Annotated in this window: 17 protein-coding genes and 1 other RNA gene; 8 read left to right on the forward strand and 10 right to left on the reverse strand. The window is 39.2% G+C overall.

The genetic code is table 11. The annotated features are described in order from the left end of the window. Positions 1-69: 69 nt before the first annotated feature. Complete coding sequence (queE, locus tag QQK09_RS15650; protein WP_284205093.1) at positions 70-747, forward strand: 7-carboxy-7-deazaguanine synthase QueE; 678 nt, start codon at positions 70-72, stop codon at positions 745-747. A gap of 80 nt (positions 748-827) precedes the next feature. Here the strand turns inward: queE and QQK09_RS15655 are convergent, their stop codons facing one another. From QQK09_RS15655 to QQK09_RS15670, 4 genes are read right to left on the reverse strand one after another with little or no spacing between them, the layout of a single operon-like run. Next, complete coding sequence (locus QQK09_RS15655) at positions 828-1,418, reverse strand: BON domain-containing protein (protein ID WP_284205094.1); 591 nt, start codon at positions 1,416-1,418, stop codon at positions 828-830. Positions 1,419-1,449: 31 nt separating this feature from the next. Next, on the reverse strand, positions 1,450-2,034 hold the full coding sequence (locus QQK09_RS15660; protein WP_284205131.1) for a D-sedoheptulose-7-phosphate isomerase: 585 nt from the start codon (positions 2,032-2,034) through the stop codon (positions 1,450-1,452). Between the two features lie 33 nt (positions 2,035-2,067). Further along, on the reverse strand, positions 2,068-2,436 hold the full coding sequence (locus QQK09_RS15665; protein ID WP_284205095.1) for a YraN family protein: 369 nt from the start codon (positions 2,434-2,436) through the stop codon (positions 2,068-2,070). Next, a complete protein-coding gene (locus QQK09_RS15670) occupies positions 2,405-4,432 on the reverse strand; it encodes a penicillin-binding protein activator (RefSeq protein WP_284205096.1) in 2,028 nt (675 codons plus the stop codon). The genes QQK09_RS15665 and QQK09_RS15670 overlap by 32 nt, the downstream gene beginning before the upstream one ends. Before the next feature lie 111 nt (positions 4,433-4,543). Between QQK09_RS15670 and rsmI the strand changes: the two genes are divergently transcribed. Next, positions 4,544-5,404 (forward strand): 16S rRNA (cytidine(1402)-2'-O)-methyltransferase, encoded by an 861-nt coding sequence (rsmI, locus tag QQK09_RS15675; protein WP_284205097.1) that lies wholly within the window; start codon positions 4,544-4,546, stop codon positions 5,402-5,404. Between the two features lie 36 nt (positions 5,405-5,440). Then, positions 5,441-5,802, forward strand: an RNA gene (gene rnpB / locus QQK09_RS15680) — RNase P RNA component class A. Positions 5,803-6,068: 266 nt separating this feature from the next. On the opposite strand, the gene QQK09_RS15685 is transcribed toward rnpB, so the two are convergent. Next, positions 6,069-6,215, reverse strand: a complete 147-nt coding sequence (locus QQK09_RS15685) for a hypothetical protein (protein WP_284205098.1) — start codon at positions 6,213-6,215, stop codon at positions 6,069-6,071. Between the two features lie 155 nt (positions 6,216-6,370). Between QQK09_RS15685 and QQK09_RS15690 the strand changes: the two genes are divergently transcribed. Then, a complete protein-coding gene (locus QQK09_RS15690) occupies positions 6,371-7,513 on the forward strand; it encodes a hypothetical protein (RefSeq protein WP_284205099.1) in 1,143 nt (380 codons plus the stop codon). 463 nt (positions 7,514-7,976) lie between these two features. Here the strand turns inward: QQK09_RS15690 and QQK09_RS15695 are convergent, their stop codons facing one another. Beyond that, the gene (locus QQK09_RS15695; protein WP_284205100.1) at positions 7,977-8,744 is read right to left on the reverse strand and encodes a glycoside hydrolase family 11 protein; all 768 of its coding nucleotides are present in this window, start codon (positions 8,742-8,744) and stop codon (positions 7,977-7,979) included. 1,099 nt (positions 8,745-9,843) lie between these two features. Between QQK09_RS15695 and QQK09_RS15700 the strand changes: the two genes are divergently transcribed. The 3 genes from QQK09_RS15700 to QQK09_RS15710 all read left to right on the forward strand — a co-directional run bounded on the left by QQK09_RS15700 (position 9,844) and on the right by QQK09_RS15710 (position 13,448). Further along, on the forward strand, positions 9,844-10,563 hold the full coding sequence (locus QQK09_RS15700; protein WP_284205101.1) for a phosphatase PAP2 family protein: 720 nt from the start codon (positions 9,844-9,846) through the stop codon (positions 10,561-10,563). A gap of 428 nt (positions 10,564-10,991) precedes the next feature. Then, positions 10,992-12,434 (forward strand): methyl-accepting chemotaxis protein, encoded by a 1,443-nt coding sequence (locus tag QQK09_RS15705; RefSeq protein ID WP_284205102.1) that lies wholly within the window; start codon positions 10,992-10,994, stop codon positions 12,432-12,434. Positions 12,435-12,827: 393 nt separating this feature from the next. Further along, positions 12,828-13,448 carry a hypothetical protein gene (locus QQK09_RS15710; RefSeq protein ID WP_284205103.1) on the forward strand — a complete coding sequence of 207 codons (621 nt, stop codon included), beginning with the start codon at positions 12,828-12,830 and terminating at the stop codon, positions 13,446-13,448. 116 nt (positions 13,449-13,564) lie between these two features. Here the strand turns inward: QQK09_RS15710 and QQK09_RS15715 are convergent, their stop codons facing one another. Beyond that, positions 13,565-13,984, reverse strand: a complete 420-nt coding sequence (locus QQK09_RS15715; RefSeq protein ID WP_284205104.1) for a hypothetical protein — start codon at positions 13,982-13,984, stop codon at positions 13,565-13,567. Positions 13,985-14,430: 446 nt separating this feature from the next. On the opposite strand from QQK09_RS15715, the gene QQK09_RS15720 reads away from it, so the two are divergent. Next, positions 14,431-16,098: a right-handed parallel beta-helix repeat-containing protein gene (locus QQK09_RS15720; RefSeq protein ID WP_284205105.1), complete on the forward strand. Its 1,668-nt coding sequence runs from the start codon at positions 14,431-14,433 to the stop codon at positions 16,096-16,098. A 191-nt stretch (positions 16,099-16,289) separates the two neighbouring features. On the opposite strand, the gene QQK09_RS15725 is transcribed toward QQK09_RS15720, so the two are convergent. The 3 genes from QQK09_RS15725 to QQK09_RS15735 all read right to left on the reverse strand — a co-directional run bounded on the left by QQK09_RS15725 (position 16,290) and on the right by QQK09_RS15735 (position 21,564). Then, positions 16,290-17,216, reverse strand: coding sequence for a homocysteine S-methyltransferase family protein (locus QQK09_RS15725; RefSeq protein ID WP_284205132.1), 927 nt, complete (start codon positions 17,214-17,216; stop codon positions 16,290-16,292). Between the two features lie 287 nt (positions 17,217-17,503). Continuing rightward, entirely contained in the window at positions 17,504-17,908 is a 405-nt protein-coding gene (locus QQK09_RS15730) for a cupin domain-containing protein (protein WP_284205106.1), read from the reverse strand. Between the two features lie 137 nt (positions 17,909-18,045). Then, positions 18,046-21,564: an EAL domain-containing protein gene (locus QQK09_RS15735; protein ID WP_284205107.1), complete on the reverse strand. Its 3,519-nt coding sequence runs from the start codon at positions 21,562-21,564 to the stop codon at positions 18,046-18,048. Positions 21,565-21,653: the final 89 nt, after the last annotated feature.

Genomic DNA, 21,653 nt, shown 5'->3' on the forward strand with positions numbered 1-21,653 from the left:
CCATGCTATTAATTTATAAATCAGCTCAGTCATTTTGTGACCAACATCAACCATTGAGTATAACTGTTTATGCATAAAAACTACAAAGTAAATGAACTCTTTCAAACCATTCAAGGCGAAGGATTTTATACAGGTATACCTGCTATTTTTGTCCGACTGCAAGGATGTGATGTAGGCTGTGCTTGGTGTGATACAAAACATACTTGGGAAGTAGACCCGGTTAAACAAACTGAGCTTAATCAATTAACCGATCGTAGTAATGAGTCAGAACGCTGGTCTGGTGTGAATGCACAGCAGATAATTGATGAAATTAAGCGTTTAGGTTACACCGCTAACTTGGTCGTCATTACTGGCGGTGAGCCATGCATGTATGACCTGCGTGAATTAACTCACCTATTGCATGAGTTTGGCTTCCATACGCAGATAGAGACCAGTGGCACTTACCCTGTGCTCGTTGATAGCTTGAGTTGGGTAACGGTGTCGCCTAAAATTAACATGCGTGCAAAAAAAGAGGTGCTACTAACCGCTCTTGAGCGTGCTAATGAGATAAAGCATCCCGTCGGAACTGAGAAAGATATTGAACAGTTAGATGCGCTGCTTCGCCCTGTTAAATCGATCAAAGAGAAGACGATCTGTTTACAACCCATTTCGCAAAAAGCAAAAGCAACAACACTGTGTATGAAAACCTGTATCGAACGTAATTGGCGTTTATCAGTGCAAGTACATAAATATTTAGATATCGATTAATCGCGCTGTAACTGTGTGATAGGTAACCTGATTTGAAGTGAGTAAAACACCCGTTTTACTCACTTTTTTATTTTTAGCCGTTATTTTTCTGGGATAATTTGAAAGACACGCTTAACATGCTTAACGCCTGAAATCTTACGTACAATATCTGTCGCGGTATCAGCCGTTTTGGCATCGACTCGACCGATTAAAAATAGCTCGCCCGCTTCGGTAACCACCTTAATCTGAAAAGAGTTAATATTCTCATCCGCGGTTAATTGGCTTTTTGCCTTAGTCGTGATCCAACTATCTTTGCTCTGTTGGCTAAAGGTAATCGGCTTTGCAACGCGTAGCTGGTTATACACCTCTTTTGCCTCTGTTAAGGTATTTAGCTGCGTTTCTATTTGCTGTTTTAGTGTCTCATCACTGACTTGGCCAATCACCAACAGGTAGCCATTATTAGTGATTAGATTAATGCGGATATTGTGTTTATTAATATTTAAGGCATTCACTTTATCGAGTGCCGCTAACGATAAACTGTCATCGGATAATTGTGTTGAAATAGAGCGTTCATCACTGGTGACCGCAACCGCAGTGCCAGCAATAACAATTAACCCACCGGCACAGCCCTGCAGTAAAAAAAAGCTTAACAAAAGTGGTAACAGTAGTAATTTTTGTTTTATGTATTTCATCGCGTTCGCTTAATCCCCTGCGTGAATATTTTTAATATTGAGGAAACAATTGCTGATCAATAAGATCGCTTAAGCAATTGATCACTAAAAGGTGTATCTCTTCGATACGTGGCCCTTTATCACTGGGCGCACGAATCTCAATATCATCTGAGCCTAATAAACCCGCCAATTCACCACCATCAACCCCATTCAGCGCGATGATTTGTAATGATTTACTCAGTGCTGTTTCTACGGCTTTGATCATATTACGGCTATTACCACCGTGGCTTATCACTAAAAGAACATCACCATCCTGTGCAATTGCAGAGATCTGTTTTGCATAAATTTGGTCAAAATGACTGTCCGTTGCAATAGCCGATACCAACGCTGAGTCGGCCGTGATCGCAATCGCAGGCAGAGAAGGGCGATCGGTTTCATATTTATTAAGCAGGTGCGATGAAAATATCTGCGCTAGTGCTGCAGCGCCACCATTCCCACAGACTAATATTTTATTGCCACGAATTAACGCTTCAGTTAATGCAAATGCTGCTTTTTCGATAGATTCAGGCAGGGCTTCGGCGGCAACAATTTTAGTTTGAATGCTCTCTGCAAAATGAGCGTGTATCTTTTCGTTTATCATGCGGTCTCTTATTTATCTGTGCTTTAGTATTTAGCTTTGAAAAGCATCTTTTACCCAAAGGGGTGTTGAGTCTGAATCGTTTAATGCAACAGCATCAAAGCGGCAATACGGCTCCGATGCTAATTGTGTTAAATAATGAGTTGCTGTTTTAATTATTTTGCGTTGCTTGGTTGCGCTGATAGAGGCGAGGGCACCACCAAAATCACTGTTTTTTCGGTAGCGCACTTCAATAAAGACTAACGTGTCTTGATCAAGCATGATTAAATCGATTTCACCAAAACGACAATAGTAGTTTTGGTGAAGTAGCGTTAATCCCTGCTCAATAAGATAAGCTAATGCTTTCTTCTCAGCAACAACCCCTTTAGAATTACTCGGCTGTAATAGGCGTGGCAACTTCAAACAGGATCCCATCTTGGTATTTTGCCCAGCTTAGTTTAGCTTTCACGTTATTATCTGCACCTAACGAAAGTTCGCCAATTAACCCTTTATATACAGCGCCTTCTGTATTTTGTAAATACACTAATTGTTCAATCAATTGGTAACTATCAACACCAAGAGAGAACAAACGTAAGGTAGAAAATGATTGTTTGTTCCATGCTTTTTCTACTTCTTGAATTAGGCTACCTTCTGGGTCTAATAGGAAAGGGTTATCAGAAAACACTAACCCAGTTAGCTCTTTATTCTGCATGTTGGTGCGATCAAAGCTATGGCTTCGTGAACTTGCATAAAGTGGTAGGCGTGGTGCAAAAGGGCTTACCGTTACATCGATAAAAGGTTTTAACAGAATAAGTTCATCACGTTTGCTGACTATATAAATAGCATCCACGTCACGACGACTACGTACCTCTGTTTCTAAAGGCACTTGAGCAATTGAGCGCATCTGCTGGATACGGCTGTTACTCTTATCTGTTTGTAATACATCAGCAATAAATGTTGATAATTTCGATTTCGATTGGAAATAGTGCGCTTCAACATTAACGTCGCTGGTCGGTGTTAATGCCGCCCACTGTTGCTTAAAGGCACTTGCTACACGTTTACCGTAGCTTGAATTTGGTGCAATAATCAACGGGTTTTTATGTTGGTCTGCATGAATCAAAGAAGCGGCTTGTCTTGCTTCATCCTCTGGTGAAAGAGGGAATGCATAATGCCACTGCACTTCATTGATCTCAGGTTGTTGATCTTCATCGGTTGATTTTTTTTGCTCAACGAAACTATTTAATGCCAATACCGGCATATTTTCAATCAGCGGTAATAGCTCTTCAATCTCTTTTTTCATCAGTGGACCGATAACAAAGTCGATATTCGCTTCTGTTAATTGGTCTGCTAATTGTTGGCCGTTGGTTAATTGCGTATCGAAAAAGTGTAATTTCGGTAGCGGCATCTCTTTATTGCTTAGCGCTTGCTGTTGTTGGTAATACGCATTTAACAATCCCAATTGAATCGCTTTACCCTGTCTTGCAAATCGACCGGTTAGCGGCAGTAATACCGCAATATCGTCAGGCTGATAAGGGCTTATTGCAGTAATGTCTGCTAACACTAATGGCATAAACGCCTGTGCAGAATGATCTGGGTAGGTCGCTTTCCAAAGGTTTAACTCACGCGTTAAACGATTTGGGCGTAATTTACTTTTTTGATACAACGCAGCCAATGCATACCAACCCTCTTTATAGTCTTGGTATTGTGCTAATAGTTTATCTTGAGGTGTTTCAGTTGGCGTCTCTGCCGGTAAAGCCGGCTCTGGTACGACTAATTCACCTAGGTCTGTTTCTTGTGTTGTTGTTTCATCAACCGCTTTCACTAACACTGGTTGGTATTGATTTAAGCGTTTAGCGGGTAATTGTATTAATTGCGCAAGTAACAGATCATTATATGTCTGCTTTTCTGTATCAACCGTCAAGTGCGGTATTAACAACAACATGCTTTCAGTTGCTTCATAAGGCTGTTCATTACGAATATACAGCTCAGATTGTAATTTTAAATAATGTACCAGGTTTGCTTGGTTAAGCACCTGAGTATCAATATTGTCTAATGCTGTTTGCGTTTCTGGTAACTGATTTTGTGCATAAAACTTATCTGCCATTAATAGATTTAATGCAGATGATTGTTCTGTATTCAGTGTTTTAGCTTGTAGTGAATTAATCACCGCATCAGCCATCACAAACTTCTTCTCTTTTATCAGCGCTTGAACAGCCAAAAACTGCCAGGCTAAATTGTCATCGCTGCCTAGCTGCGTATCTTTATTTAGGTAAAAAGCAGAATCTGCCTCTAATTCACTAAATAGCGCAGGTGGTATCTCTTCAGGTGGTGTAGCAACGCTTGAACACGCAGTGATGAAGGTGATAGTTGCGATCACTGTTAAATAGCGACTAATGCGTTTTTTTAGGAAAACGTTCAAAGTAGTGTCCTTTATCTGAAAGCAAAATTTCTATATAGGTATCAATAAGTATGTAGTGTAATATTGTGGCTTGCGTTAAACAATCTTATTCATTATTTATAGGCTAATAATATGTCCGACCACAGCGAATCGCTATCAAATCTTCCTGCAAAACTGTATATCGTTGCCACGCCTATTGGCAATATTAGCGACATTAGCTATCGTGCAATCGAAACGCTACAACAAGTGGACGTGATTGCTGCCGAAGATACACGTCATAGTGGCAAGCTTTTAAGTCATTATCAGATAAAAAAACCGATGTTTCCACTACATGACCATAATGAACGTGAACGCGGTAAAGTATTAATCGAAAAAATTAAAGCGGGACAATCGGTGGCGTTAATTTCCGATGCAGGCACACCGCTAATTAGTGATCCCGGTTATCATTTAGTAAACGAGTGTCGTGAAAAAGGCGTCGACATTGTGCCGATTCCCGGTGCGTGTGCCACCATTGCTGCATTAAGTGCTGCAGGTCTTCCAACAGACAGGTTCTCGTTTGAAGGTTTTTTACCAGCAAAAGAGAAAGGCAAGCAAGATAAGCTCAGTGCGTTAATCGAAGAAACACGCACCATGGTCTTTTATGAGTCACCACGTCGTATTACCGATACCGTACAACAAGTGGTTAATATTCTCGGTGCAGACAGAAAAATCGTAATCGCACGTGAATTGACTAAAACCTTTGAATCATTTTATGCATTACCTGCACAGGAGATGCTGGAGTGGTTAAAAGAGGATACCAACCACTGTCGTGGTGAGTTTGTATTAATGATTGCTGGGGCTGTTGCAGACAGCGAAGCAATTCCTCAGGTAGCATTGAATACCTTAGCGTTATTAAAAGAGCAGCTTCCGCTTAAAAAAGCAGCGGCACTGACAGCGCAAATACATTCTCAGAAAAAAAATGATCTTTATAAATGGGGATTAGAGAACTTATAACTTCCTTCCTGTGAAAACTTCTATATAATACGCCGCGGAGTTGGCTAGATCGTCGCCGCTGTATTGCTATTTATAGTTAAATATGGGGGAGGAAAGTCCGGGCTTCATAGGGTAGGGTGCCAGGTAACGCCTGGGTAGCGCGAGCTAACGACAAGTGCAGCAGAGAGGAGACCGCCTGCTAATTTATTAGTAGGTAAGGGTGAAAGGGTGCGGTAAGAGCGCACCGGCTAATGGGTAATCATTAGTGCAAGGTAAACTCCACCCGAAGCAAGACCAAATAGGCTTCCTGAGGTACGACCCGTACTGGAAGCGGGTAGGTTGCTTGAGCCAGTGAGCGATTGCTGGCCTAGACGAATGACGATACACGACAGAACCCGGCTTATCGGCCGACTCCAACCATTTAAACCCCAGTTTACGCAAGTAAACTGGGGTTTTCTCGTTTTAGCGGGTATCAAAGTGTTTAAGCGATTGCTGGGCATTACCCAAAATACGCGACTGACAACAGAGCTTCAAACACGTAATGAAGCGATCATAACGTGTTACTAGCCGGGCGGTTATATAATGAAAGAGATTGGTTATTATTTTCCAAATGCACTATTCAGTCTTAAGCCGAATTGCAGCGATGAGTAAAAACAAGAATGCAAAATGAAAGACTTGACCCCATTTATTTAAGCTTAACAGTTAAGTAACCTCTTGGGTGACTTCCTTTCTTAAGGACTGTGTTGCTTGCTGCGTTTAGTACATCAGCAATGTTGCTTACTGCATATGTAGGGTGTGAGGTGATGGTTTTCCATTGGGTAGGGTATTGCATGTGATATTTCCTTATATTGGAAACACCTTACATTCATTTATTAGTTGCTCGTTTAAGTGTTGTTTATTGGTTTAGTTATCAGAATAAGTTAGATGCTATATAACTACTTTCAGATAGTTGGGTATAATCGATTGATTACTATTAAAGGGGACATCATGTTAAAAGAAGCTACAACGTCTTTGAAAGCCTATTTATATGATAGAAATACTAGCCCAATGTTTGGTGCTTTCATCGTGTCATGGGCCTTTTGGAACTATCAGGCTGTTATTACCTTCTTTGCTGCTATGGGACAGAAGGATAAGTTAGATTGGTTTACTCAGTATTATTCTGAAGTTAATAAGTTCTTTTCGTCTAGTGACTTTGCATTTGAACTTAGCAATCAGGTATTGGTTGGAGCGCTATATCCCCTATTGACTGCAACGATATATATATTTGTACTCCCATACCCTTCAAAATTTGTATTTGAATTTAATCTGAGAAGACAGCAAGACTTAAACAACTTGAAGCACAGGGTTGAAGAAACAAGAACTTTTGATTCCAAAGAAATAGATGAAATTAAGAAATCTATTAGCGAAAATGAAGGTAAGTTTTTATCTGAGTTACAGATTAAAGACAATATTATTGCTCAAAAAGATAAGAAAATTACTGAGATATCTGAAGAAGCTTCTAGCCTATCCGCGGATAACTCAAGGCTAAACGGTGAATTGGATGAATCTCAGAGGAACCTTGGTGAGCTGAGTGGCTCCATTCGCAACTCTGATGTAGAGATAGATGAGTTTCGCAAATTCTTTAATAAAAATAGAGTGCTTATATCCAAACTCCATAATTACATACCTCTGATGGAGGAAGCTTTTGATTCAGGTAATGACTACATCGTAACAAGGGAGTCAGACTTCGTGGAAATTGTTAACTCCACGAATACATTAATGAAAGAATACTCTCAAAGTGATTTTTCATTAGGTGGATTCCAAAAACTAAAAAATCTGTTCGAGGAGCCTTTGGAACCTATTACGTCAAATAATGATCCAGCAAAAGGTGATCCTTCTGATGAGGATTTGGAACACTCTTCAGAGGAGTATGAGAAGATCATTTTAACTGAGCTTTTCAAGAATGATGGATTAAAATTGGATGATTTACTTTCTAAATTACCTAACCAAAAGCTTGCTCATCACTACGTCCAAGTTTTAAACGATAAAAAGCAGATTGAATACACTGAGGAAAATGAATTGGTTAAGCTTTCAATGACTGGGCAATCTAAAGCCGTTGAATTCATGAACAGTGCTAGTATTCCATTCTAATGAGCAAGTTGCTTCACTCCATTAATTTGGATGTTTGCAACTTAGTGGGGATTAATGGGTCAGGTCTTTCATTTTGCACTGTTTTTAAATGTCTTAAATAATGTCTGCATGCAATACCATTGAACGATACACGTGCACTGTATAATGAATCACCAATATCACCAATATCACCAATATCACCAATATCACCAATATCACCTGTTGCTAGAAGAGCCCGACGGCAATTTATGTAAGGGGATAGGTCAATTAAAGCTTATCTGTCAGATGCTTATACAATCAAAGAGAGCGGTCATTATTTTCAAATACATTATTCAGTCGTAAGCCGAATTGTAGCGATAAGTAAAAAGTTAAAGAATGCAAAATGAAAGATCTGCTCCCTTATATGTATGACTCTTGTTACTAAATCGAGCAACAAGAGTCTTTAAACAATGATCTACTTATTCGCAATCATTGATATGAAAAATTAGTTATTAGACCAAGCATTCAAATTAACAGAACCGCCACCACCAATAAGTTCAATTGCAAATACTTGATAACCCCAGTTGCCAATATACGGATATGCTTCATGCTTATACTGTTGCGGGCTTTTCCACATTTGGAAATGCTGACCAACATTCATTTCACCACTATCGCGTTGATTATTGTAATCTCGTATTGCCCAAAATTGTTTAAATGTTGTTAAGCCACCACCGTATGCATGTGGTTTATTAGTACGTGTAGATACGTAATAGTCATACTTTGCACCATCTACATCCTTAGATCCTAACCACCTAGCACCGTTATCATTACCTTCATCATTTTGATGCTCTGGGTACCAGCCGTTATACTTATCTATAATGTAATATTCAGCCATGCCATCGTAATTAGTATCATTGCTTTTAGTCCAACCATATAAGGCAAAAACTACTTTTTGACCATCCCAATCAGGGTTGTAATTGTCAACACTAAAATTCACTTTGCGCCATTGGTGCCCATGCTCCCATCCTCGGCCTGATACTGCATTTTGAGAATTACTAGAAATGTTAATATAACTTGCAGTATAACTTGTGGTTTTAAGGTAAGTATTCCAATCACTATTTAACTCATAGTGGCTAGTAAAGTAGCCTGGCTCATTAGGGTAGCTTGCTTTAGAATCTTGAAATACTTCGCCAGCTGCTTGCGCGCCTATTGCTGTAAGCGACAAACTTGCAACAAGAGTAAACGACGCCACTAATTTGTTATTCATTTTCATAATATTTCCATATAGTAATGTTGTTAAAGGTTGATGTTTAACCAAGAAACTATGAGCGTGTAATGACTCATTAATAAATGCTTATTAACTACACCGTTTTCTATTTCTAGAAAATCGACATATCCATATTCCGACCGTTTTAATTTATTTCGTCACGTCTGTTAATTTGCTAAATATAAGTTAACTTGTTCATCAGTAGTTTTGGATGATCGAAAAGGAGACGCTTTTGCTTTAAGCCACAAATAGGCAGCATCATTTATCGATGCATTATTTTTAGTCGTAAGAACATGATCAGGCAAAAAATTAATGGTTAAAGTTTGATCGTTATCTGTTTATTTTTCAATCGCTTATATATATTTTGTTTTTCGGTTGTGTGTTTTATCCCTTATTTCCTTACTTTATGTAGTAGAGTTATTTTGTATATTGCTCATTATTCATTAGGTAAAAAATGAAAGTGATAAGGGGGGCGGGTCTTTCATTTTGCACTTCTTTATTTTCCCACTCGGTTTTTTTAATGAATATAGTGGTGAATAACAATGAATCATCTTTTACGAATAGAGTTTTCAGGTGCGCTTTATCATGTTAGATCGCGTGGTAATGCTAGGCAGAAAATTTACACTTATGAGAGTGATTTTGAGTTGTTTTTAAATGTCTTAGATAATGTCTGTTTGTAATACGATTGGACGATAGGCGTGCATTGTTTAATGAATAACCATTATCCAGAAGCACCTGACGGAAATTTAAGTAAATGGGCGTTAATTAAATGGTATTTTTACGCAATCTATTGATAGAAAATACTATCGGCTTGGGCATGTTTTTCAAGCAACGCTGCGTTCTTCCATTAAAGCTTATCTGTCAGGTGCTTATGCAATCAAAGGGGTTGGTCACTACTTTCAAACACATTATTCAGTCGTCAGCGGATTTGTAGCGTGGAGTAAAAAGTTAAAGCATGCAAAATGAAAGACCTGCCTCAATTATCTGCAACAAAAAGTTAATGAAGAAAGGTAAATTTCTTAATGTAACTGCGGTTTAGTTAGTGCCGTGCATCAACTAACGCTACAATGTGTGCTTTTAAAATTTTCAGTTGGTAATAAAATTAATGAGCATGACCTATTCCTTTTCTTTGAAAAGTAAAAAACACAATATTTTTATTAGCAGTATTTTTTTTGCAGTGATGTTTTTATTGCTTTTTATTTTCTCAAACCTTGATTTACAATCGCCAATTCCCAGTGTTATCGGCTCACTATTACACGTTTTATCACTCAGCGCAGGTAACCCAACCTTCATTATTAGTTGTGTGGTGTTAGCCCTCATCGCATTTAAGACCCGTGCTCCTAATCAAAGACTGTTCATTTTATATATGCAATTTGCATTGATACTTGGCTTAAGCTTTGTACTTAAAAGCACTGTTAAATATATTACTGAAGTGCCACGTCCTTTTACCCATCAGCTTGTTGAACAACAGCTTATTGATACACCTGCACAGTTTTACCAACTAAGTGAACAACAAAAAAATGAGCTGATTAATACTGCAAGTGAACAGGTGCCGCGCTACCGAATTGCTAATTGGGATGGAGAGAAAAATTATTCATTTCCATCGGGGCACACTATTTTTGTGGCAACCTGTGTGGTCTTTTGGGGAGGCTTGTTTTTACGAGAGAAGCGCTACCTACTGAGCGCGGTCGTTCTTACTTGGGCTACAGGCGTTGCCTTTAGTCGATATTGGTTAGGCATGCATTGGCCGGTAGATATCTTGATGTCTATTTTTTGTGCCATCTTGTTAATGTTACTTGTGCCTGATGTTGAATATGAGGATTAACCATTTCTCGTTTTCCAGGTATTAAATGTTTAAGTGATTGCTCGGTTTATTAATCACTTGGTCGATAATAACTGTATTTTTGCTTAATTAACGCTAACGTGCATAAAAGAAGGTTAAGTTAACTTTTTGTTCGCGTAAATATAAATGGTGTCGGGAAGATCGGATAAAAAGCGTCATGTGGCATAATTATAATTTTTAGCGTGATTACGGTAGTAATTCTAATAGGTTATTGAATGTTAAATGGTTTATTAAATGTCAATCCGTTTATTAAATGTTAACATTTTAAAAATACAATTATTGGCATCGCGGATAATATCCCACTGCATTGTGTAACTATTGTGGAAAATATAAATATCGCGCTGCTCGCCAACTGTCGGTTGTGAGGTACCTGTGTTTTCCAAGTTAATTAATTACTTCATGGAAAAATTATGAAAGAAGTTCAATTTCGTAGCATAGATAAATTATTTATTAAGATGTCTATTAATGACAAGTTCTGGGTTATTCTTGGTTTATTTTTAATTGTGTTAGCAACCATCTCGATCGGTCGATATCAACACTCTTTACAAGAGATAGAAAAAAAGTCGATGGTTGCGCTTGAAAGCCAATTATCTGGGATGGTTTTGGCTATGGAGTCTACGCAGCAAATAGAAAAACTTGCTTCGCTTGGGGTGAAAGTATCCACATCAGTTGACACCTCTTCTCGTCGCAATGATATGCTAACCGCTGTTATACAAACAAATTCACAGCAATATGCTTCATTGTCTCAATCTGTTTCAGGGCAAGAAAAAGAACAAAAACAACAGGCGTTGAACACCTTGATGCTCTCTTTTCTTTGGTTATTACCCTTTTCACTGGTCTTGTATTGGACGGCAACGTTTATCGGAGGCGCATTATGGGTGCTTTGGACAACGACGACAAACATATCCAAAGGGGATCTCACTTCGCGTTTAGGCTTTCATGCTGGGCGTGATGAGTTTGGGACAATTGGTTGTGCGCTCGACAATGCAATGGATACCTTAACGGAGTTAGTGGTTACCGTAAAAGATAATGCGCAAACACTGCAAAACACTTCCTCTTCATTCGCTGATGAGGCTCGTCAGAGTGAGGGGCATATTAATCATCAGCATACCTCGCTGGATTCAGTTGCCACTGCCATGGAAGAGATGACCGCATCGTCGATGGAAGTGACTGATATTTCAAAACAAGCATCACAACAAATCGAAAATAACTCTGAATATATTAAGCAAAGTGACAGCAGAGTGCAGCATGCAATTACTGAGATTCAACAGTTATCTTCTTATATCGAGCAAACATCAGATTCAGTGATCACGCTGAAAGATAACACCATAAAAATTAATGATGTTATCACCACCATCAGTTCTATTTCTGAACAAACCAATTTACTGGCCCTGAATGCGGCGATTGAAGCTGCGCGTGCGGGAGAAATGGGAAGAGGGTTTGCCGTTGTTGCAGATGAAGTAAGAACGTTGGCGAGTCGTACTCAATCTGCGACGCTTGAGATTCAATCTATGATTGAGAGTCTACAGTCAGAAACGAATAATATTTCAGATATGACTCAAAATACGGTAAAACAAGCGCAAACAAGTCGTGAGCTAATTGTTGAGATTGGTCAGGATGTGAATGCGATTACTGAATCATCACAAGCAGTCAATGATATGAGTTATCAAATTTTGGTTTCTTCTGAAGAGCAAAGCTCTGTCGCTAATAATATTTCTGAAGAGCTGAGTGGTATTCGTTTACAGTCAAATACTATTAGGGACTTAGTGACCCAATCTTCGCAAGGTGTTGTTCAGTTAACGGGGGCATCTGAAAGCCTAGGAAAAATCTTAGCGCGTTATCAAACCGTCTGAATTTATAACAACGAGCATGACTAAGCATGCTCGTTGCTGTACACAAAAGCATACTTATCAATAAACAGGTTTAACCTGTTTATTGCATACTCGCTCATGCTATTGCGCTAGCTCGATATCCCTGAAAGCCCCTCTGCAAGTAGCTCTACAATGTAAGCCATATTAGCCGTTCAAATTTATCTGAGGTTTCTTCCTTTTATCGTCTTAATTTCTGACGCATTGATAAATAAAGATTAATTTAACTTTTTGTTATTTATTTTTTATTATCTATTGCATTGAAATTAAAAGGTTTTTTGGTAAGGTTTTATTCACTTTTAAATTTTACAATGGTGTAGAAACGTGCATTTTAAAAAGTATCAAATAAATAATGTCGGCTGGTTTTGGCGCTCATGTATGATCAATCAAACCCAAGCTGCACAGACGGCAACAATAAAAGAGAGGAGTGGGGCTGAAACCCTTGCAGTAAATGCGCTAGTGTTTACTTACCTTATGCTATTTTCCTTATATACATGGTATGAACAATTTTTGGTTCCCTATATATATACAGATAACTTACGACTTTATTGGGAGGTCATTAAAACCAATCCATTTTCAGAGGTTGGATTTCAGTATGCTCAACATTTTTTGCGGGAAATTCGCCCGTTGTATATTTTGCAGTGGGCTGTATTTATCATTGCGCCTATCATTTCAATGTGTGTTTTTTTGATCGCCAGAAATAAATTAAAAAAGATGCCTAGACATGATGCTGCAGAAGGCGGGAAGTTGTCGGTGTTAGGTCGAACGCTGGCGTTGTTTATTGAAGGTAAGTGGCAATTATTGATGATTTTTAGCATTGGTTATAGCTTCTTTGCTACAGCAGGTTTTGCACAATGGATCGTTGATTTTGCAAAGGGGGATGCGTTATTTGATCCTGTTACGCTGTTTTTCCCGTTTATGTCAGTGGTACTTGTTTGGCTTTTCATTCGTCCTTTTTTCGCTTTTTATACGATTACTATTAATAAAAAAAGTGAATAATCGCACCGTTTGCTAAGGTGTTAATGTTACTAGCTCAGTGGGGCAACGGTTTCCTGCCAGTTGCCCTTGTTGGTGATGTTGAAGCATTTAACTCTGTGAGTTAAATGCTTCATTAATTACAACCCCTTGATGGTAAATTTCACATCTTCATCACGTAACAAGTAGAGTGCAAGGCACGCTGCTAACATTGGCCACGCGGCAAAAAATAATAAATTATTAAAACCATCAATGTAGCGATCGTATGCAGAAAATGTTGATGCAAAGTGTAATAAAAATATTAACCCATAAGTAATACGTTTTTTAACCCCTGCTACAAATGCTAATACCAACAACAATTGCAATCCACCCATGATATACATAGCGAGCTCACCAGAGCTGTTGATGCCGTAAAAAACCTCTAATATGCGGGCGCTGTGAGCGGGGTTAACAAATTTATCCAATGTCCACATGATCATGACGATGAATACGCCGATGCGCAATGAAAAAAGAGACCACTGAAGGCGATTTTTAATATTAGGTGAAAGTGATTGTGTCATTTTTAATTCCTTAGACTATTTTATTGAAACGTTGGCTTAATGAGACCGACTCTCTTCTGTTTTTATTTCATTATTTTTCAAATAGTTGGAGTTAGTTTGGCCGATTGAATTTTAGTGGTATTGCTAGTGAACGTTTTCTCTGTGCAATTTCTGATTTATTATTTACTGTCATTAATATTATTGCGCAGCAATTAGCTTAATTTAAACAGCACATAAACGACGGCTGCAAGGCGTTCTGAAATTTGAAAGTCTCTCTGAAAAGGCTAATAGGCAATCTCACCTCTCATAAAAACAAACCGTCATTTCAAATAAGTTGATCGATTGGTTTGTTTTGATACTCTGGACATGGTGGCATGATAACCACATGAAATTTAGTTAACTTAATGCAATACCAAGCTTGTTTGATTGATGGCTTTGGTATCACTATTCAGAGGCGAGGGATTTACGTGAAATTATTTAATTCAAGGACGATTATATCGACAGCAGTTGCCACCGTTTTAGCGCTCAACAGTGGTTTATTACTGGCAGCACCGGGGTATAAAGGTGGTCAGGATCTACCATTAACATTTAGTAAAACGATATTGGCGTCTGATCATGGTGTGGTTGCTAATGATGGTTTAGATGATGCGCCCGCTATTCAAGCGATCATTGATAGCATCAGTATCGATAATAGCCCTGATAATTTGATTCGCATTAAATTACCTGTAGGTGAAATTACCATTGCTGACGAAGTACATGTCGATCGCTCTGGTATTGTGATTGAAGGTCAGGGGGTTGACGCTAAAACCGGTACCCATATTGTGATTAACTCTTGGAAGCCCTATACGGGAGTGGCAGAGGATGGTTCGCCTACTTTTGAAAAGAAATATTGGCCTGGTTTTGCTGCCTTTCGTGCAGAAACACGTATAAAACACAAGAAGGAGCAAAAGTTTGAGGGCAGCATAAATTATCATTGGAAACATTCTATTGAGCTTGCGCAGCCTGCGTTAGCTGGTGATACGGTGTTGGTGTTAAAAGCGGGAAGAGCGAAGCGATTTGAGGAGGGCGATCTCATTTATATCGGTGCAACCAATGATGCTGCCTTTTTAGATTTAGCTGAAGTACCTGAAAATATGCGCACTAAAGGTAATATTAAATCAGGTCATATGCGTCATCAAATCAGCCATGTTACAGCGGTTGATACGGCGAACAATACTGTGACTATCGATAAACCATTAGACTTTAATATGGAACTTAAAAATTACAACAAGTATAAAAGCCGCTTAATGCCCGTTACTGCCGTTGAGAATGTTGGTTTCCGTGATTTTACGATGACCATGAACCAAGCTTCTACGGACTGTGCTACCAATAATACTGATGAATATGATAAAAAGACGAACCCTAAGGGCGTTGGACATCGCTATGAGAATGTCTGCCCAGCAGATGCAATTCATGGCATTATTTTAAAGTGGGCTAATAATAGCTTTGTGGACAATGTTAATATCAATATGATTGGTTCACATCCTGTTGTGACTGAATTTTCTAAAAATTTAACACTGCAAAACATTGATATAGATGGCTCATGGAATAAAGGCGCTGGTGGGCATGGTTACTTCCGCGCATCTAAGTTACATGACAGCCTGATTAAAGATAATGATATTCAAAATGTGCGCCATTTAGCGATACAGTGGTCCTCTTCAGGTAATCTTATTGAGGGTAATACCATCAATGCAGATTTAAATATGCACGGTGGTTGGGAGCGTAATAATATTATTCGTAATAACACTATTTCGGTTCCTTTTGCACACCGTAGCTGGGCTGATGGTGCACCGAGTGACGGGAGTTGGCAGCCTATTTGGTTCTCATCGGGTATCCATGCCTCTGATTGGGCGGGTCCAACGGGTCCTAATAATGTATTTATTAATAATACCTTAGAAAAAGCAAACAGTGCCGATACGCCGATAACAAGATGGGGTTTATTTGATACTCAAGGTGTTACATATGTTTTTGGTTGGGATGGTAATCAGTTTAAACATCCTGTTATCAATGGTAAACCGATTGCTACGTGGAATAATGAGATTGCGAAAGGGGTGTATGACAACATACCGACTTCAGCTGTCTTTGTAGCGAAATAAGCACATTAATCTGTCACACGCTTTATCAAGTCGAGCGTGTGGCATTTTTATTATCACTTTAGCGTGAATCATAGAATCAAAATTTTTAATGACATGATTTTTCATGTCGTGCGTAATATATCCTTATATTTTAATGCTACCTTTGTGCGGGGTAGTCAGTTTGGATATGAAATATTGCGTTTTTGATGTGATTACCTACCACCATTAAGTGATTTCAGCTGCGCTAATACTTTAATGTGATCGGGCGAAACGCCGCAACATCCTCCAATAATGGTAGCGCCTGCGTTAAACCACGTTGAAGCAAACTCTGCGTAGCGCAAAGGTGGCACATCAGCTCTAATTTCAGAGACACCGCTATTATCATTTGCCTCGTGTAAATCGCCAATCGGCAAAAAATTATTGGCGTATACACCTAGTTGTATTTCTTCATCTAGCCCTTTATCGAGTAATGCTTGGTGAGCATTAAGTAGAGCATTTTGCATGACTTCAAGGCGGCTGCAATTAAACAATATTGCCGAGACATGCTGCCCTGCAATTTGGCTCACTGCATCATAAACTGATTCACCAGAGCGCAATGTTGATTCCGTGGTAATTTCATCTTTAATGGTAAATGCAATCCACGTGGTTTTTTCAGTGGATGCAGTACGCGCTTTAATCATTGCCGCTTCTGCGATTGAGGAGATGGTTTCAGCTAACCAAATGTCCACATAAGGTTGTTGATTCTCTATTAAGGGTTCAAGTAAAGGTTGGGCTTTTTCTACTGAAAAAAGATCTGGGCGATAAGAGCCTAGTACAGGTGGAATACAACCAGCAACGAGTACTTGCTCATCTTGGTTAATACTTTCTCGCGCTAGCTTTGCTGCTAATTTGATCAGATCCGCACCTTGCTCATTGAAGCGTTTTTCACCGATATGAAAAGGGACGACTGCATAGGTGTTGGTGGTAATAATATTAGCGCCAACTTCTATAAAGCGGCGATGTACTTGTGAGACAGATTCAGGCGCTTCAATTAACGCTTGCGCTGACCACTCTGGTTGTTGGAAAGGTGCACCGATGCGTTGCAACTCTCGACCCATTCCTCCGTCGAGAATAATGGGTAATGTAAAGGGCATTTTCATAGTCAAAATTTAATCTGTAAACGATAAGAGCTAATTAGAATAACGACACACCATGGCTAAATCAACCATGCAGCTGTGATCTCCTTGGTTAGTGTTAGGTCAAATAGAGTTAATAAAAAAAATGAGTGAAAAAGTGTGGGTATGCTTGAAAATTGAAAAATTAATTTTTGGAGATATCTACCCTGTATTACAGCTGGAATAGCATAAATTGAGGCATAAAGAGCCACTTTTAGGGTAAGGAAATTGAGACAATGCTAACCAAAGAGGTTATTGCATTGTCTTTTTATTTATTCGCTGTCATCTATAAAGTCGAATTTTTTATTATGCACATAAACTAATTTGCAGTCTTGCGGATAGGTCGCACTGTGTATTCTGTTGCCTTTTATATAAGCGCTATCACCTTTATTAAAGACACGTTGCTCGCCATCTTTAACTAACCCATGCTCACCTTTACTGTAAAACTGCACAGTCATTTGTCCCTCTACAATAACGGTTAAGTCATCTCCGGGGTGATGGTGGGCTGGTTCGGTTGCACCGCCTTTCCATATCTCCATTAATACTTCAACACCATCCGGGTCTTCTGGGTAAGTAGTGCGGAGTGAAAAATTTTCTTGTCCAGGTGGATCAAATGCATAATTCTTCCAAATATCACTATTTTCACTGTTACGCTCTAGGGAATCATCTTCGCTCATAATGGACCTCTTTTTAATTAATGGTTATACCAATTACAGTAAATAGCTGATGTCATAGGGATAAATCATAATAGTGAATGATTTAAACTTCCACATTACTCCTCTTACATTGTCTCTACAAGCCCTGAGCAGCATCGTTACACCGCCTTTATTTGCGTCCAAGTTTGATCAGGTTGCCAAGTCTTTGCCCATTCCGGTAATTCTTCGGCTGGCATCGGTTTCGCAATACCATACCCCTGCGCTAAATAGCAGCCAAGTTGCATTAGTGCTGCACCATGCGCGAGGGTTTCGACCCCTTCGGCGATAACATCTCGTTGAAAGGCGCGTGACAACCCTATTACCCCTTTAACAATCGCCAGATCATCTGGATCATCCAACATATCACGGATAAAGCTTTGATCAATTTTGATTAAACTGACGGGCAGTTGTTTTAGGTAGGTCAAAGAGCAATAACCGGTACCAAAATCATCCAGCGCAAAACTGACGCCTAATTCAATACAAGCGCGCATAATTTTAGATACATCACTGATATCAGATAATTTACTGGTCTCTAATACCTCTAGCTCTAATGCGCTGGGGTCAACATCTGGATGCGCTGCTAGTAACGCCGCTAAACGTTTAACAAAACAGTTCTGTTGAAGCTGTAGAGCGTTAATGTTAACGCTGACAGTCAGCTTCAAGCCTAATTTTTGCCATGTTGAAATCTGTTTCAGGGCGCTATCGATTACCCATTCACCGACTTCAATAGTGAGTGTATGACGCTCAATAATGGGCAGAAATTCAATCGGTGACAGCAAGCCTCGTTCTGGATGTTGCCAACGAATTAATGCTTCTGCACCAATTAATTCACCCGTTTGCATGTTCACTTTGGGTTGATAATAAAGTGTAAATTCATCCTCTTGTAAAGCGGTGCGGATACGAAGTAAGCTCTCATGCTGATGCTTCATAGCAATATCTTCTGCCATATCAAAAAGGTGATAACGATTTTTACCCTCTTGTTTTGCGTTGTACATCGCTTGGTCAGCATGGCGTAAAAGTTGCTCGGCATTGACACCATCATGGGGGTAGATAGTCACCCCAATACTGGCAGAAACTTCCAGTACAATAGGTCCGATCATGACAGGGGCTGATATTGCGGTTAATAAACTCTCTAGTATTGGTTCAGAAGCTTGATGATTTTCTAAATTAACTAAGACCGCGACAAATTCATCGCCACCAAAACGTGAGAGGGTATCGCCATCGCGCAATGAGTTATTGATGCGTCTTGCGACCTCCACCAATAATTTATCTCCAATGGCGCGGCCATGGTTATCGTTTATTTCTTTAAAGCCATCTAAATCCAGAAAAGCAACGGCAAGCGACTGATTTTGACGTATGCATTGAGGCATTGCTTGAACTAACCGATCCGCGAGTAATATTCGGTTTGGTAGGTTCGTTAACGGATCATAATGGGTGATATGTTCTAGCTGTTTTTGATGTGCTTTTAGTGCACTAATATCGGTAAATAGGGCAATGTAATTTTTAACCTTTTTATCTTCATCAAATACTGAGCTAATGGTCATTAGTTGTGGGTAAATTTCACCACTTTTACGCCTATTCCATATTTCACCTGACCAATGCCCCTTATCATTGATGGATTGCCACATATCACGATAAAATTTTGCAGGCTGTCGGTTAGATTTAAATAATTTAGGTGTTTGCCCGATCGCTTCCTCTCTTGAATAACCGCTTAATTGCACAAAAGACTGATTAACATTGATGATATTACTCATTGCATCGGTGATAATAATGGCTTCTTTCGCGTGCGTGAACACGACGGCGGCCTGTTTCAACTCATCTACTGCTAATCTGCTCTCGGTAATATCTCTGCCTACTGCGTAGATAGTTTCCTCATGGTTAGAAGCGGTTGCAGACCAAGCAATTAAACGAAAGGTATTTTGATTGGTACGGCATCTGTTTTCAAAATAATAAGTCTCTTTACTTTGTTCTACTTTTTTAATCTCAGCGTTGGTGGCTTCAATATCTTCTGGATGAACGATGTTTATTAAGCTCTGACCGATCAGTTGTGCTGATCTATAACCTAATGTGTTTTCCCAAGCTTCATTTACTCTTAACAGACGCCCATCAAAATCTACTATCAAGTGTAAATTGACAGGTAGTTCAAAAAAGCGGTCTAATATATCTTGGTTGCGTTTATCGACGGTTATATCTTGAACTAATGAGGCGACGCCCCCGATTAAACCTTCACCCTCTAGCATTAATGTGTTGTAAAAATTACAGGTAATCAGCTTGCCACTTTTTGTGGTTAGTACATTTTCGCAGTGACTTCGTTCTTGGTCTTGAAGTTGGGCTGTATAGTTACGGATAAATTTACTTTTTAGCTTAGGGGGAACAATCAATTCGATAATACTACTGCCAATTGCCTCATTGGCAGAATATCCAAATATCTTTTCTGCAGCTTTATTCCAGTCTGTACAAATAAAGTTTATATCCCATGCGATTGAACCTAGCGGGGTGTTTTTTATATGCCTAGATAGTTTTTCATCATTTTTCTGCAACACTATTTGATTATTCCTAAGCTGTTGTTCAGCTTCCAGCCTTGTTTTTGCCATGATTGAAAAATGGTTTTTTAAGTCAACAAGTTCTGCAGTGCCACTCAGTTTGTTTTCGTCAATATGCACACCTGATTCAAGTTGTTTTGTTGACGTTTTAAGTGCCCTTAGGGGAGCTAAAATACTCTTTTCAGTACTCCATATTGCAAATATTACGATCAGTAAAACGAACAGTAAAAAGAGGGTGATTATCTGCTGAAATCGTGATGTTATCAGCGTTAGCTCTTTGTCGATCGGGATACCGACTACAATGCTGCCTGAGCTATGGCCATTGACAGTTATCAAGTCACTGCTGACAAATATTCTCAGTAGTCCGTTTGCGTCTTTGATTATCTTGGTTTGTTTATTTGCAACGAACTGAGCGACGCCTTGAATTGTTTTTATGGATGTACCAAGTAAAGGAGGATTTTCAGGATAGATTGCGATTATTTTATCTTTTGCATCGGTAATATAAGAAACTGAGTCCTCAGGTAAGCTCGCATGGTCAAGACGTTTACTCCACCAATTAAGCGAGATAACGGCAACGGTTAAGCCAACAACTTGATTATTTTCGGGATTAATAATCGGGTATGCAAAGTTAATGCTGGATGTTTGAGCTGAGCGATCAAATTGAAACTGACCAATAGAAAAACCTCTATTCTGGATCGCATGTTGAATATAGGGACGATCGGCGACATTAACTGGCTCATCGAGTGGTAAAGCATTACAAAGCAGTTTCCCGTCGACACTTGGCGCACCTAAGTTTACATAATTGTCTGTTAAGTTCTGAATATGGGCGAGAAAAGCACTACATTCAGAGGAGGCGAGATTTGAGAGCATTGGGGATTTAGACAAGCGTATTAAAAAAGACTCTGTTTCTTCAATGATTTCAACCTGCTCTGCGGTGATATTTTTAACCACCGCAATCGCACGGTTCTGCAGTTCAGTTATTGCTCTACTTCGTTCAGCATCAGCCTGATAAAAAATCGCAATTAACCCAGGTAAGGTAATAATAAAAATGAGAAAGAGTAACCGCGACTTTAGCGAGTGAAGAAATACTAGCATTTACCCATCCCTTTTATCCCTCTATAATTATACCAAATCCATTAATTATCTGACCAATCTTGCTGGTTAAAAGACGTTATTCCTACGTT

It is taken from the genome of Psychromonas marina, from assembly GCF_030161115.1.
In the GTDB taxonomy this organism is placed as follows: Bacteria; Pseudomonadota; Gammaproteobacteria; order Enterobacterales; family Psychromonadaceae; genus Psychromonas; species Psychromonas marina.